This window comes from Pseudomonas sp. RG1, assembly GCF_025910115.1.
GTDB classification, from domain to species: domain Bacteria; phylum Pseudomonadota; class Gammaproteobacteria; order Pseudomonadales; family Pseudomonadaceae; genus Aquipseudomonas; species Aquipseudomonas atacamensis.
In genome coordinates, this window is the sequence record NZ_JAPCIK010000009.1 from 22327 (window position 1) to 36576 (window position 14250).

General features: G+C 60.6%; 13 protein-coding genes. 8 read left to right on the forward strand and 5 right to left on the reverse strand.

Annotated elements, in window-relative coordinates; genetic code table 11:
* The first annotated feature begins 21 nt into the window (after positions 1-21).
* The 4 genes from OK411_RS06310 to OK411_RS06325 are packed head-to-tail and all read left to right on the forward strand — an operon-like array spanning position 22 to position 2752.
* The gene (locus OK411_RS06310; protein WP_042606956.1) at positions 22-330 is read left to right on the forward strand and encodes a hypothetical protein; all 309 of its coding nucleotides are present in this window, start codon (positions 22-24) and stop codon (positions 328-330) included.
* Positions 330-1190, forward strand: a complete 861-nt coding sequence (locus OK411_RS06315) for a DUF72 domain-containing protein (RefSeq protein ID WP_024011753.1) — start codon at positions 330-332, stop codon at positions 1188-1190. Before OK411_RS06310 ends, OK411_RS06315 begins: the two co-directional genes overlap by 1 nt.
* Positions 1191-1220: 30 nt before the next feature.
* The gene (locus OK411_RS06320; protein WP_264364589.1) at positions 1221-2057 is read left to right on the forward strand and encodes an isocitrate lyase/PEP mutase family protein; all 837 of its coding nucleotides are present in this window, start codon (positions 1221-1223) and stop codon (positions 2055-2057) included.
* 2 nt (positions 2058-2059) lie between these two features.
* A complete protein-coding gene (locus tag OK411_RS06325) occupies positions 2060-2752 on the forward strand; it encodes an extensin family protein (protein WP_217879397.1) in 693 nt (230 codons plus the stop codon).
* A 3-nt stretch (positions 2753-2755) separates the two neighbouring features.
* On the opposite strand, the gene OK411_RS06330 is transcribed toward OK411_RS06325, so the two are convergent.
* Positions 2756-3376 (reverse strand): hypothetical protein, encoded by a 621-nt coding sequence (locus OK411_RS06330; RefSeq protein WP_056783179.1) that lies wholly within the window; start codon positions 3374-3376, stop codon positions 2756-2758.
* Positions 3377-3468: 92 nt separating this feature from the next.
* Between OK411_RS06330 and OK411_RS06335 the strand changes: the two genes are divergently transcribed.
* Complete coding sequence (locus OK411_RS06335; protein WP_404822205.1) at positions 3469-4251, forward strand: class I SAM-dependent methyltransferase; 783 nt, start codon at positions 3469-3471, stop codon at positions 4249-4251.
* 107 nt (positions 4252-4358) lie between these two features.
* Here the strand turns inward: OK411_RS06335 and OK411_RS06340 are convergent, their stop codons facing one another.
* Positions 4359-4994, reverse strand: coding sequence for a TetR/AcrR family transcriptional regulator (locus tag OK411_RS06340; protein WP_071174526.1), 636 nt, complete (start codon positions 4992-4994; stop codon positions 4359-4361).
* 94 nt (positions 4995-5088) lie between these two features.
* On the opposite strand from OK411_RS06340, the gene OK411_RS06345 reads away from it, so the two are divergent.
* Positions 5089-6189, forward strand: a complete 1101-nt coding sequence (locus tag OK411_RS06345; protein WP_071174527.1) for an efflux RND transporter periplasmic adaptor subunit — start codon at positions 5089-5091, stop codon at positions 6187-6189.
* A gap of 6 nt (positions 6190-6195) precedes the next feature.
* Complete coding sequence (locus OK411_RS06350; protein ID WP_041478146.1) at positions 6196-9264, forward strand: efflux RND transporter permease subunit; 3069 nt, start codon at positions 6196-6198, stop codon at positions 9262-9264.
* Positions 9265-10037: 773 nt separating this feature from the next.
* On the opposite strand, the gene OK411_RS06355 is transcribed toward OK411_RS06350, so the two are convergent.
* The 3 genes from OK411_RS06355 to plsB form a co-directional block, all read right to left on the reverse strand.
* Positions 10038-10727 (reverse strand): DUF4197 domain-containing protein, encoded by a 690-nt coding sequence (locus tag OK411_RS06355; protein ID WP_264364590.1) that lies wholly within the window; start codon positions 10725-10727, stop codon positions 10038-10040.
* A gap of 27 nt (positions 10728-10754) precedes the next feature.
* A complete protein-coding gene (locus OK411_RS06360; RefSeq protein WP_264364591.1) occupies positions 10755-11153 on the reverse strand; it encodes a YbaY family lipoprotein in 399 nt (132 codons plus the stop codon).
* Positions 11154-11272: 119 nt separating this feature from the next.
* Positions 11273-13774, reverse strand: a complete 2502-nt coding sequence (plsB, locus tag OK411_RS06365) for a glycerol-3-phosphate 1-O-acyltransferase PlsB (protein WP_122610711.1) — start codon at positions 13772-13774, stop codon at positions 11273-11275.
* A gap of 236 nt (positions 13775-14010) precedes the next feature.
* Between plsB and OK411_RS06370 the strand changes: the two genes are divergently transcribed.
* The gene (locus OK411_RS06370) at positions 14011-14220 is read left to right on the forward strand and encodes a cold-shock protein (protein WP_016771489.1); all 210 of its coding nucleotides are present in this window, start codon (positions 14011-14013) and stop codon (positions 14218-14220) included.
* Positions 14221-14250: the final 30 nt, after the last annotated feature.

The window sequence follows — 14250 nt, forward strand, 5'->3', positions numbered from 1 at the left end:
ATTGATACCGAGCATGACATTATGCGTATAGACGGCGTTTCCACTCAGTCCTACCCCATCAAGCGCAAGCCGCGTAAAGGCAATGCGGCGCTGGATGAATCCGTCGACATCATCGACGGCGAGCTGGAATTCCCGAGCGAAGAGCAGATGGCCGCTCGTGCCGCTCAAGCCACCGCGCAACGCCTGAGCAATCTGCCTGCCCGTCAACAAGACATGATCTACCATCGCGCGATGAAGAAAAGCGTAGCCATGGCCTTGGCCAGCTACCTGAGCACCGCCGGTTTTGTTGATTGGGACGCAGACGTGCTGGGCCTCGATCTGTATATCTGATGGATCTGCCTTACTACCTCGGTTGCCCGTCCTGGAGCGAAAATGCCTGGCGCGAGTATCTGTATCCGGTAGACGCAAAAACCTCCGACTTTCTCGCTCTCTACTGCCAGGTGTTCAACGCCGTCGAAGGCAACACCACCTTCTACGCCAGTCCATCGCCGGCTACCGTCCAGCGCTGGGCCGAGATCATGCCGGCACACTTTCGCTTCACTGCCAAATTCCCCGGCGACATCAGCCACAGCGGCGACTTGCGTGAGCAACTGACCGCTGCCGAAACCTTCCTGCAATTACTCAAGCCGTTAGGCGAACGTGTTTCGCCGCTGTGGCTGCAACTGTCGAAAAGCTTCACGCCGCAGCGTCTCCCGGAGCTCGCGGCGTTTATAGATGCGCTGGATTGCCCGCTTGCGGTCGAGGTGCGCAATGAACAGTTCTTCGCCAAGGGCGAGAGCGAGCGTCTGCTCAATCGTCTGTTGCTGGATCGCGGTGTCGAGCGCATCTGTCTCGACCCGCGCGCGCTGTTCAGTTGCTTGTCGACCGAGTCCTCGGTGATCCACGCGCAGTCGAAAAAGCCGCGAGTGCCGACCCGTCCGGCGGCCTTCACGCAGTTTCCACAGGTGCGTTTCATCGGCCACCCCGAGCTTGAGGCCAACGATGCGTTTCTTGTGCCGTGGGTGGCGAAAGTCGCTGAATGGATCGAAGAGGGCCGCACGCCCTACGTCTTTCTGCATACCGCCGACAACCTGTTGGCAGCGAAGCTGGCGCAACGTTTTCACGCACAACTGATGCAACGTTTGCCTGGCTTGCCCGCGCTGCCTGAGCTATACAGAGAACCCGCCGCCGAGCAGCTTGGCTTGCTCTGAGGCGGGTTTTTTCTGTCCGGGAGCCCGTCGATGAACGTCCAAGTCAGTCAACAGCAACTCCTTAAAGCCCAAGCCTTCAAGGCCCTGCATGATCGCCAGGGGATCTTCGTCATCCCCAATCCGTGGGATGCCGGCTCGGCGAAGATGCTCGCCAGTCTTGGCTATCAGGCCTTGGCCACCACCAGCGCCGGTTACGCGTTTTCCCAGGGCAAGGCTGATGGCGCACTGAGTCTCGACGAAACCTTGGCCAATGTCCGCGCGATTGTCGCAGCGACGGATCTGCCGGTGGCGGTGGATCTGGAAAACGGCTTTGCCGATGACCCGGTCGAGGCTGCGCAGAGCCTTCTGCGCGCCGCCGAAGCGGGCGCGGTGGGCGGGTCGATCGAGGACGCTACGGGACGTCCGGACGCGCCGATCTATTGCTTCGAACACGCCGTGGCGCGGATTGAAGCCGCCGTCGCGGCGGTACGTACGCTGCCGTTTCCCTTCATCCTCACCGCCCGCGCGGAAAATTACCTGCACGGTAATCCCGATCTCGACGACACCATTCGCCGTTTGCAGGCATTTGCCGCGGCGGGTGCCGACGTGCTCTATGCACCGGGTTTGCGCAGCGCCGAAGAAGTGCTGGCAGTGGTGCGAGCCGTGGCGCCGAAACCGATCAACGTCTTGATGTCTGGCGGTTTGAAAATGACCGTGCAACAGCTCGAGGAAATGGGCGTACGCCGCATCAGCACCGGCTCGGCACTGGCGCTGGCGGCGTTCGGCGAGTTCTTCCGCGCAGCTGAAGAAATCCAGCAATCCGGCAGCTTTGGCTTCACGTCACAGTCGATGCCGTATGCCAGGGCCAATCAATTCTTCAAGGACTGAGCATGGGACGTTGGCTGTTCTGGGGGGTGTTGCTCGCGATCGCTGGTGGCGCGGTGAGTGTCTGGCGTGGTTGGCTGGACGTGCCACCACAGTGGAATCCCTGGGCGCCCCTGGACGTAAAAACCGCGCCCAACTGGCTGACCGGTTACAAACTCATGCGCCTGCGCAGTGATTCCGAGCTTTGCGCACAGGCATTGAGCAGCTCGGATCTGCGCGTCAGTCCCCAGGCCGACAGCCCGGGCGCCAAGTGTCCGCTGATCGGTGCTCTGCGGGTGCAGGGCGGTGAAGTGGCGCTGAGCAGCAGTTTCATCGCCAGTTGCCCGCTGGCGGTGGCCTACGCAATGTTTGAACACCACACCCTGCAACCGGCGGCGCAATCGGTTTACGGCCAGAAAATCGCGCGGGTCGATCACCTCGGCAGCTTCGCCTGTCGCAATGTCTACAACCGTGAGAACGGCGCTCTCAGCCGACATGCGAGTGCCGACGCGCTGGACATCGCCGGTTTCCGCCTGTCTGACGGGCGCACGATCAGCGTGCTCAAGGATTGGCCCAAGCAGAGTCAGGACGCAGAGTTTCTGCGCCAGCTGCGTGACGGCGCCTGTGAGTCATTCAGTGTGGTGTTGAGTCCGGACTACAACGCCGCTCATCGCAATCACTTTCATGTCGATGTCGGGCGCTGGAGCGTGTGTCGCTGAGAATCAGGCGGCGAGGCGCAGGTTCTGCAGAACGATCGGGCGAGCCCAGCCGTTATCGAAGTCCAGGGCTTTCTGTTGCTCGACGATTTCTTCCGGCGGGAACGGCGGGTAAGGCTTCTGCAGCAAGTCCAGGTCGAACTCGGCAATCGGCAGGTACAGCGGGCGTTTCTGCGGAGCAGGGCCTGGCTCCGGCACTGGCTGGCCATTGTTGATCACAATCGGGCGCACCCAGCTGCTGTCGAAATCCTGTTGCTCTTGCTGGGCTTTGAGTTCTTCTGGCGGGAACGGTGGGAACGGCTTGTCCAGCAGCTCCATTTCGAACTCGGCGATCGGCAGGAACAGTGGCTCCGGCGGGCGAACCTGGGTTTCGACCACGTCGCACTCACGCTGGCTGACGATGTGCGCGTGCAACTCGCTGCCAACGGTTGGTTCTTCCGGGCTGTTCAGGTCAACCGGAGGAAACGTGCCACAGGCAGGCACCACTTCACTCGTCTGTTCGGCCAGGGCCTGGGCAAAGAAATCCTGCCACAGGTGACTGACGCCGCTCAGTGCTTGAGTGTTATGACGGCTGAAGTCGCCATGGGGCGAAACGTAGCCAATCGATGTGGGAAGAATGCCTGACATTTTTTTCGGTTGACGCTCAGCTCTGGCAAAATGCGCGTTGAATGGTTTATCGGCGGTTTTTGTCGATCCTTAACTTTTTTGAGCGTTTTTTCATGATCGAGTCACCCGCGGCCTGCCGCATCCATGTCCAGGCCCTCGCCCCAGCGTTTCAAACGCAAGCCGCACACTGGGCCGAACGTCTCGGCCTGCCGCTCGGCGAGGCCGACGGTGAGTTCGCCTTGCAGGTCGGCGAGCAGGGTTTGCAGTTGCAGCAGCTTGGCCCGGACGCCCCGGGACCGGTGCGGGTCGATTTCGTCGAAGGCGGCGCGGCGCATCGTCGTTTGTATGGCGGCGGCAGCGGGCAGATGATTGCCAAGGCTGTCGGCATCGCCCAAGGCGTGCGCCCGCGCGTCCTCGATGCCACGGCGGGGCTGGGCAAGGACGCGTTTGTGTTGGCCAGTCTCGGTTGTGAAATGAGCCTGATCGAGCGCCAGCCGCTGATCGGCGCACTGCTTGAGGACGGCTTGGCCCGGGCGGCAGAAGATTTCGATGTAGCGCCGATCGTGGCGCGGATGAAATTGCTCAAGGGCAACTCCATCGAAGTGATGCGCAGTTGGGAAGGGGAACCGCCGCAGGTGATCTACCTCGACCCGATGTTCCCGCATCGCGAGAAAACCGCGCTGGTGAAAAAGGAAATGCGCCTGTTCCGCCCGCTGGTCGGTGATGATCCGGATGCCCCGGCCCTGCTTGAAGCCGCACTGGCACTGGCCACGCACCGGGTGGTGGTCAAGCGCCCGCGCAAGGCACCGTGCATCGAAGGGCCGAAACCGAGCCATGCGCTGGATGGCAAATCGAGCCGGTATGACATTTATCCGAAGAAAGCGCTCAAACCCTGAGAGCGCGTCGCCCCATTCGCGAGCAGGCTCGCTCCCACAGTTGAAATGCATTCCAGTGTGGGAGCGAGCCAGCTCGCGAAGCGGTCTGCACAAGCACCGCAAAACTGTCAGGGTTTGTACGCCCTCATAAACAACCCCACCACCTCCCGCACATGCCGTTCCGCTGCCTCTCCGGTCAGCGGCTCGCCGCAGCCGTACAACAAACGAAAATTTCCCGCCCCTTTGATCAGGCAGAAGAAGTGCTCGGCGGCATTGCGTGGCTGGTCGATGCTCAGCGCGCCGGTTGCATGGATTTTCGTCAGCAGACCTTCCATGCCGTTGACCACGCGCTCGGGGCCGGCCTCGAAGAAGATCAGCGACAGCTTCGGATCCTGGCTGCCCAGCGCCATGATCAGACGGTGCAGGTTCACCGATTCATCGCTGTTGATCAGGTGGTGGAAGCCTCGGGCAATGTTCAGCAATACATTTTCCACCGCGATGCCGTCCGGCAATTCGAAGAACAGCGGTGGCAATTGTTCCTCGCATTTCGCGACGACGGCAGCGGAGAACAGCGTCTCCTTGTCGTTGAAATGGCTGTAGACCGTCAGCTTCGACACGCCGGCCTCGCTGGCCACCGCGTCCATGCTGGTGTTGGCGTAGCCATGGCAGAGAAACAGGGTTTTCGCCGCATCCAGGATCGCTTGGCGTTTGGCCAGATCCTTGGGGCGGCCCGGGCCGTTTGGAGCTGAAAGATTGTTCGACATTCTTCGCTTTTAATACTGGACTGGTGAGTTTGCTATTAATACCATACCCGCCAGTATAAATATTCCAAGCCTCATTCGCGAAAGGTCCGTCACCATGTTCCGCCATGCGTTGTCCTTTGCCGTGCCAGTCAGTCTGGCGTTCCTGTTATCGGCGTGCGGTCAGGAAGAGGTGACCAAAGTCACCGTACGCCCGGCCATGGTGGTACAGCCCGAGCCTTCGGCGCAGGCGATGGAGAGTTATCCGGGCGAGGTGCGTGCCCGTTATGAGCCTGATCTGGCATTCCGCATCGGCGGCAAAGTCAGCCGACGACTGGTCGACGAAGGCCAGCGCGTCAAGGCCGATCAGCCCTTGGCCGAACTCGATCCGCAGGATGTGCGCCTGCAACTGGAAGCCACCCGCGCGCAGGTCGCCGCCGCCGAGGCCAATCTGAACCTGGTGCGCGCCGAGCGGGATCGTTATAAAACCCTGATGGATCGGCAGATGGTCAGCCGCTCGGCCTACGACAACGCCGAAAATCTATATCGCTCCGGCGAAGCCCGCCTTAAACAAATCAAAGCCGAATTCAACGTTTCGACCAACCAGGCCAGTTACGCGGTGCTGCGTGCGCCACAGGATGGCGTGGTGGCCAAGCGTTCGGTGGAAGTCGGGCAGGTGGTCGCTGCCGGGCAAACCGTGTTCACCCTCGCCACCGATGGTGAGCGCGAAGTGTTGATCAGCCTGCCGGAGCAAAGCTTCGGCCGCTTCAAGGTTGGTCAGCCGGTTACCGTGGAATTGTGGGCACAGCAAAATCAACGCTTCGCCGGGCAGATCCGCGAGTTGTCGCCGTCCGCCGATCCGCGCTCGCGCACTTTTGCTGCGCGTATCTCGTTCACCAGCGGCAAAGTCCCGGCTGAACTGGGGCAGAGCGCCCGGGTGTTTGTGCAATCGGCCGACAATGTCTCGTTGTCGATACCGCTTTCCGCGCTGACCGCTGAAAACGGTGCGACTTACGTCTGGGTGGTCAACGGCAACAACACGTTGAAGAAAACCCCGGTGCGGGTCGGTCCGTTCGGCGAGAAAAGCGTGGCGGTGCTCGAGGGCCTGAATGCCAGCGACTGGGTGGTGGCTGCTGGCGTTCACGTATTGCTCGACGGCCAGCAGGTGCGACCAGTGGATCGCTCCAACCGCGTGGTCAATCTGGCGAACAAGGAGTAAGCCCCAATGCGCTTCAACCTCTCCGAATGGGCGTTGCGTAATCGCCAGATCGTGCTGTTCCTGATGCTTTTGCTCGCCGTTGTCGGCGCGTTGTCCTACACCAAGCTCGGCCAGAGCGAAGACCCGCCGTTCACCTTCAAGGCGATGGTCATTCAGACCCGCTGGCCCGGTGCGACCGCGCAAGAAGTCTCGCGTCAGGTCACTGAACGGATCGAAAAGAAACTGATGGAAACCGGCGAGTACGAACGCATCATGTCGTTCTCCCGCCCCGGTGAATCCCAGGTGACCTTCATCGCCCGCGACTCGATGCACTCCAAGCAGATCCCTGACCTCTGGTACCAGTTGCGCAAGAAGGTCGGCGACATTCGCCAGACTTTGCCGCCGGGAATTCAGGGGCCGTTCTTCAACGATGAGTTCGGCACCACCTTCGGCAATATCTATGCGTTGACCGGCGACGGTTTCGACTACGCCGTGCTCAAGGATTACGCCGACCGCATCCAGATCCAGCTGCAGCGGGTCAAGGACGTCGGCAAGGTCGAACTGCTCGGCCTGCAGGACGAGAAAATCTGGGTCGAGCTGTCCAACGTCAAGCTCGCCACCCTCGGCTTGCCGCTGGCGGCAGTGCAGCAGGCGCTGGAGGAACAGAACGCGGTATCCACGGCGGGGTTCTTCGAAACCGGCAGCGAGCGCTTGCAGCTACGTGTCTCGGGGAATTTTCAGACAGTCGATGAGATAAAGAACTTTCCGATCCGCGTCGCCGATCGTACGTTCCGCATCTCCGATATCGCTGATGTGCGTCGCGGTTTCAGCGACCCACCGGCGCCGCGCATGCGTTTCATGGGCGACGACGCGATCGGTCTGGCCGTGGCGATGAAGGACGGCGGCGACATTCTGGTGCTGGGCAAGGCGCTGGAGGGCGAGTTCTCGCGGATCCAGAAAAACCTCCCGGCCGGCATGCAGTTGCGCAAGGTGTCCGATCAGCCGGCAGCGGTAAAAACCGGCGTCGGCGAGTTCGTCCAGGTGTTGGTCGAGGCGTTGGCGATCGTCTTGCTGGTGAGCTTCTTTTCCCTCGGTGTGCGCACCGGCATGGTCGTCGCGCTGACCATTCCGCTGGTGCTGGCGATGACCTTCGCTTGCATGTATTACCTCGGCATCGGTCTGCACAAGATTTCCCTCGGTGCGCTGGTGCTGGCGCTGGGTCTGCTGGTGGACGACGCGATCATCGCCGTGGAAATGATGGCGATCAAAATGGAGCAGGGCTTCGACCGCATTCGCGCGGCGAGTTATGCCTGGACCAGCACCGCATTCCCGATGCTTACCGGCACGCTGATCACCGCCGCCGGCTTCCTGCCGATTGCCACTGCGCAGTCCGGCACCGGTGAATACACCCGCTCGATTTTCCAGGTGGTGACCATTGCCTTGCTCGCCTCATGGGTCGCGGCGGTGATGTTCGTGCCGTATCTGGGGGAAAAACTCCTGCCGGATCTGGCGAAAATTCACGCGGCAAAACACGGCACTGGCGATGGTCAACCGGATCCGTATGCCACGCCGTTCTATCAGCGCGTCCGGCGTCTGGTGGAGTGGTGCGTGGCCCATCGCAAGACGGTGATCGTGCTCACCGTGGGCCTGTTTATCGCCTCGGTGATGTTGTTCCGTTTCGTCCCGCAGCAGTTCTTCCCGGCTTCGAACCGGCTGGAGTTGATGGTCGACCTGAAACTGGCCGAAGGTGTTTCGCTGGCCAACACCACCAGTGAAGTCAAACGCCTCGAAGCGCTGCTCAAGGAGCACGCCGGCATCGACAATTATGTGGCCTATGTCGGCACCGGTTCGCCACGCTTTTATCTGCCGCTGGATCAGCAACTGCCGGCGGCGAGTTTTGCTCAGTTCGTGGTGTTGGCAAAAACCATCGAAGAGCGTGAAGCGCTGCGCAGCTGGTTGATCGAAACCCTCAACGAACAGTTCCCGGCCCTGCGTTCGCGGGTCACCCGTTTGGAAAACGGGCCGCCGGTTGGCTATCCGGTGCAGTTCCGCGTCACTGGCGAGCACATCGAAGAAGTCCGTGCGTTGGCGCGCAAGGTGGCAGCAAAGGTTCGCGAGAATCCGCATGTGGTCAACGTGCATTTGGACTGGGAGGAGCCGAGCAAAGTTGTCTACTTGAATATCGACCAGGATCGCGCCCGTGCGCTTGGTGTGAGCACGGCGAATCTGGCGAAATTCCTGCAGAGTTCGCTGGTCGGCTCGACGGTCAGCCAGTACCGCGAAGACAACGAATTGATCGAGATTCTGCTGCGCGGCACCGTGCACGAGCGCACTGAATTGTCGTTGTTGCCGAGCCTGGCGGTGCCGACCGATAACGGTCGCAGTGTGGCGTTGTCGCAGATTGCCACGCTGGAATATGGTTTCGAGGAAGGCATCATCTGGCACCGCAACCGCCTGCCGAACGTGACCGTACGCGCGGACATTTATGGCAAGGAGCAACCGGCGACGCTGGTCAAGCAGATCATGCCGACGCTGGACCCGATTCGCGCCGAATTGCCTGATGGTTATCTTCTGGATGTCGGCGGCACTGTGGAGGATTCCGAGCGCGGGCAGAAGTCGGTGAATGCCGGGGTGCCGATGTTCATTGTCGTGGTGCTGACCTTGCTGATGGTGCAGTTGCGCAGTTTCTCGCGTACGGCGATGGTGTTTCTGACGGCGCCGTTGGGCTTGATCGGGGTGACGTTGTTTCTGATGGTGTTCCGCCAGCCGTTCGGGTTTGTGGCGATGCTCGGGACGATCGCGTTGTCCGGGATGATCATGCGCAATTCGGTGATTCTGGTCGATCAGATCGAGCAGGATATTGCATCGGGGCTTAAGCCTTGGCAGGCGATTATCGAAGCTACGGTTCGGCGCTTCAGGCCGATTGTATTGACGGCGCTGGCGGCTGTGCTGGCGATGATTCCGCTATCGCGCAGTGTGTTTTTCGGGCCGATGGCGGTGGCGATCATGGGCGGGTTGATTGTTGCGACTGCGCTGACGCTGTTGTTTTTGCCGGCGTTGTATGCGGCCTGGTTTCGGGTGCGTAAGGAGGCTTGAGTTTCTTTGTCTTGGCGGCCTTTGGGCCGACCAGGCTGTTGGGGTTTTGGGTGTATATCCGTTTCTGCGGGGGTTGCGGCTGGCGGTTTCGCCCTTACGGCGAGGCACTTTTTCCAGACGCCGAAAAAGTACCCAAAAAGGCTTGCTCCTGCGTTCGGCCCTCGCAGGCTCGGGTTCCTTCGCTGCGGGATCGATCCGGGCGCAGCGGCTCCGGTTTGCTTCGCTGCACCTCCTTCCGCTGTGTTCGACTGCGTCGAACGGTCGCTGCGCTCCCACGCCCGGATCAATCCCTCCAATCAGCCTTCCGACGTCGCCGGTGGATCAAGATCAAGAGCAGGCGAGCTGACACTCGGCCATTGAGTGGTGAAAAGCGTGGGTGTTCGGCTTTTGATTTGTGTTGTTGCTGCCCCTCACCCCAGCCCTCTCCCGAGGGAGAGGGAGCCGATTTTGGGCGTTCCAAAATCTGCATTCGACTCGGTATCGCAAGTCGGCGTATTTCGCCTGAACACCTCGGTCAGTCCCCTCTCCCTCCGGGAGAGGGCTAGGGTGAGGGGCTTTTGATCTGTTTCTTTTGCGGATACTGACTCGGTATCTCAAGCCGACGTTGCTCTGGTAATCAGCTCGACTTCCCGCTATGACTGCGCATCGGCAGAGGATTTCCCTTGCTGAACTGCGGTGAATCGTGTCCTCGGTCCGGTCGATCCACAAAGCGGATGCGCAAAAAAACCCGCTGAACCGAGGAAGTTGAGCGGGCTTTTTTTGTGGTTCGGAAATTACAACGTACCAAACACCTTCTTCGCCAGACTCGTCGCCGCAGCGGCCGGGTTCTGACGAATTGTTTCTTCCTGCTTGCCGATCATCTCGAACAAACCATTGAGTGCCTGTTCGGTGACGTAGCTTTCAACGTTGGCGCTCTTGGCGTCGACGACACCGAAAGCCGCAGCTTGACCTGCAAAGGCGTTGTACTTCTGCGCGACGCCGACCTTGTCGGTGGCTTGCTTGACGATGGGCAGGAATTTCGCGCGGATCTGTTCGCGGCTGGATTTGTTCAGGTATTGGGTCGCCGAATCGTTGCCGCCGCTGAGGATGCCTTTGGCGTCGGCCACGCTCATTTTCTTCACTGCATCGACGAGGATTGGCTGGGCCTGGGTCACGGCGGATTCGGCGGCTTTGTTCATCGCGGTTTCCAGTTCTTCGACCTGGGCGCCCATGCCGAAGGCTTTCATCTTGCTCGCGGCTTTGCCGAGTTTGCCTGCCAGTTCGATTTTCACTTCGGGGTTATTGCTGAAGCCACCCGGGGTGCCGAGTTGTTTCACGGCGATCTGTGCGCCTTGGGTCAGGGCGTCCTTGAGGCCGCCGGTGGCGTCTTGTTGCGACAGGTCGTTGAGCGACAAGGCCAAGGCGTTGGCGGAGATCAGCAGGCCGGCGCAGGCGGCGGCGAAGCGAAGGGTAGGGCGGCGCATGGCGGCTTCCTTGTGGCGAAAAATGGATTAACGAACGGCGTCGACGCGGATTTTCAGCGGCTGCGGGTCGTTGCCGTCGAGTTGTACGGCGTGGTTTTCGGTGGTGATGAACATCAGCTCGCCGTTGACTTCAATGCGCGCGCTGACCGAGTAACGGTGGCCGGATTTGACCTGCGCCGGATCGTAGCTCAAATGAAGCGGCAGCGGCACCTGGCCTTTGATCGGGCCGTTCTGTTCGGCGAGGACGATGGCGGGTGCATCGGCCAGCGACACATCTTGCAGGCTGACGCTCAGGGTCGCGCTCGGGGGCAGGGCGATGCGTTGCAGGTAGAAGACTTCGCCGTCGAGGCTGGCCTTGCCGGCGGGTGTGGTTGATTGGCAGGCGCTGAGCAGCGTGGCGGCAGCGAAGGTCAGCAGTTTTTTCATGGGTGGAACTCCTTTCAATGTGGGAGCGAGCCTGCTCGCGAAAGCGCTGGTTCAGTCAAACTAAATGTCGACTGACATTCCGTCTTCGCGAGCAGGCTCGCTCCCACAGGTCTAAGGCTTCAAGCCTCAGGCTGTGGCGTGATCTGATCCGCCGCATCTTCACTGCGATGCAGCGCGACCTGGCGGATCGACAGGCGAATCTCCGCCGGCAGCACGCGCTTGGCCGCGCCTTCGGCCAGCTCGCCGAGCAGCTCGTGGTAGCTGAGCTTGCCGGCTTCGTCGCGGCGCAGGACGTCGAGGTCGAGCAGGGTCTGGATGAAGTGGCGGAACAGACTCTTGTCGAAAAACTCTGGGGCGTTCAGGCCATGGAGGATCGACAGACGCTGGGCCATCACTGTGCACAGATCTTCCAGCTCTTCGGCGCTAATGCTGTTCTGGCCGCTGTTGAGCAGCAGGGACACGGTCATGTAGAAGCGCTGCAAGGTCTGCGCGATGCTTTTCGACAGCAGCGTCAGCAGCACGAAATGCCGCGAACTCGGCGCCGGGCGCAGGTAAACGTCCTTCTCGAAACGCAGCAGGCCCTGCTCGACGAACGCTTCCAGCCACTGATCGATCACCGCGTCGAGTTCGTCCAGGCTCCAGCGGATGAACAGCTCCGATTGCAGGTACGGATACAGCGCGCGGGTGTAGCGCAGGATCTGCTCGCGGCTCATGCGCGAGGTGCTCTGGAAGAAACTCGCCAGCAACGACGGCAGAGCGAAAATGTGCAGGACGTTGTTGCGGTAGTAAGTCATCAGGACCGCGTTTTGCTCGTCCAGATACAGAATCTTGCCCAGCGCATCGTTCTGCTCGGCGAGCAGATCCATGTCTTTCACATGCTCGATCAGCGCCCGGCCATCGCCTTCCGGCAAGGTGGTGTGTGGCGAATACGGGACCTTGCGCAGCAGCGCCAGATACAGGTCCAGCACCCGCGCCATGGCTCGATCATCCAGCGCCAGGCGCGTGGTCGACAGCAGGGCCAGCGCCACCAGATTCACCGGATTGATCGCCGCCGCTTCGTTGAGGTGCCGGGCGACTTTCTCGCCGAGGCGGTTGGTGGTTTCGTTGAGCCACGCCGGTTTGAACTGCGGGCCGAGCTCCTGCTGGCGCCAGTCCGGTTGCTCGGCGTCGAGAAATTCCGCCAGTTTGATCGGCTCGCCGAAGTTGACCGCGACCTGACCGAAGCGCTGCTTGAGCGCGCCGATCACTTTGAAAATGTCGAAGATCGATTCTTTTTTCTTGCTCGCCCCACGCAGTTCGCCGAGGTAGGTGCGGCCTTCGAGCACGCGCTCGTATCCGATGTACACCGGCACGAAGACGATCGGCATCCGCGACGAACGCAGGAAACTGCGCAGGGTGATCGCGAGCATGCCGGTTTTCGGTTGCAGCATGCGCCCGGTGCGCGAGCGACCGCCCTCGACGAAATACTCGACCGGGAAACCTTTGGTGAACAGCGTGTGCAGGTATTCGTTGAACACCGAGGTGTACAACGGATTGCCTTTGAAGGTGCGGCGCATGAAGAACGCACCGCCGCGACGCAGCAGGCTGCCGATCACCGGCATGTTCAGGTTGATTCCGGCAGCAATGTGCGGCGGGGTCAGGCCGTTGCGGAACAGCAGATAGGAAAGCAGCAAGTAATCGATGTGGCTGCGGTGGCACGGCACGTAGATCACTTCGTGACCTTGCGCGACGTTCTGCACGCCCTCGATGTGGTTGACCTTGATGCCGTCGTAGATCTTGTTCCAGAACCAGCTCAGCACCACTTCGAGAAAACGGATCGCGGTGTAGGTGTAGTCCGAGGCGATCTCGTTGCCGTAGCGCAGGGCCTGGGCCTTGGCTTTTTCCGGGGAGATTTTTTCGCGCTCGGCTTCGTCGAGGATCGCCTGTTTGACCAACGGCTGATTGAGCAGGCCTTTGACCAGATTGCGCCGGTGAGAAATGTCCGGGCCGATCACCGCAGCTTTGAGATTGCGGAAGTGCACGCGCAGGATGCGCTGGGCCATGCGCACGGTGCGCTCGTGGCCCTTGTTGTGATCGATCAGTTCGCGCAGATGGATCGGCGCGGAAAACTGCACGCGGGTTTTACGCCCGAGGACGATGATGCTCAGCAGCCGGCGCAGGCGTCCGGTGACTGCCCAGCTGTCGGCGAACAACAGTTTCCACGGACTGTTTTCGCTGTCCGGCGACTGGCCCCAGAACACGCTGACCGGAATGATCTGCGCGTCTTCGGCAGCATTCTGAGTCAGCGCGCTGACCAGACGGGTGAGAGTCGGCGGCGCGCCGCGTTTGTCCTGGCGACCGAGCCAGTCCGGGTCCGGCGTCAAATAGAAAAACGCCGCTGGTTCGATGAGTGAACCCACCGACACCGCCAGCACCGGGCGTGGCAAACCGGCCTTGGTGCACTCTGTGTCAACCACCGCCAGATCGGTCAGCGAAGGGTTTTGCAGGACGTAGAACACCGGACGACTGCGGTCGAGGTTAAGAGTGAACGACGACTGATTGATGGTCTCGGAGCGAACCCAGAGATACAACAGGCGGCGCAGGGTGCCAAACACAAGACGGCGGAACGGGGAACGGGTCATACGGCTTCTGCGTGAGTGAATAAAACCGAGCAGGCGCTCGGGGCGGACAGTTTGCCGTATTAGGCGAAAATCGGCAAAAAAGCACCGAAGTAATCTCCTGTTGAGAGTTTTCGCACCTGTCATATACTCGGCGCTCTGTTGCCGGTGCCCTGTCATGGACGTCGGACGCAGGCTGACGTTCCTCGAAGGCTTTCCTGCGAAAAGCCCGTTCAATAATAAAAAAGGAGTATGAACAGATGGCAACACGCGAAACCGGCAACGTGAAGTGGTTCAACGACGCCAAAGGCTATGGCTTTATCCAGCGCGACGACGGCGTGGACGTGTTCGTGCACTACCGCGCAATTCGCGGCGAAGGGCACCGCTCGCTGACTGAAGGTCAACAGGTCGAGTACGCGGTGATCACCGGCGAGAAGGGGTTGCAGGCTGAGGATGTTGTAGGTCTGTAACACAAACTTCTAGAGCGCTAAAAACCACTG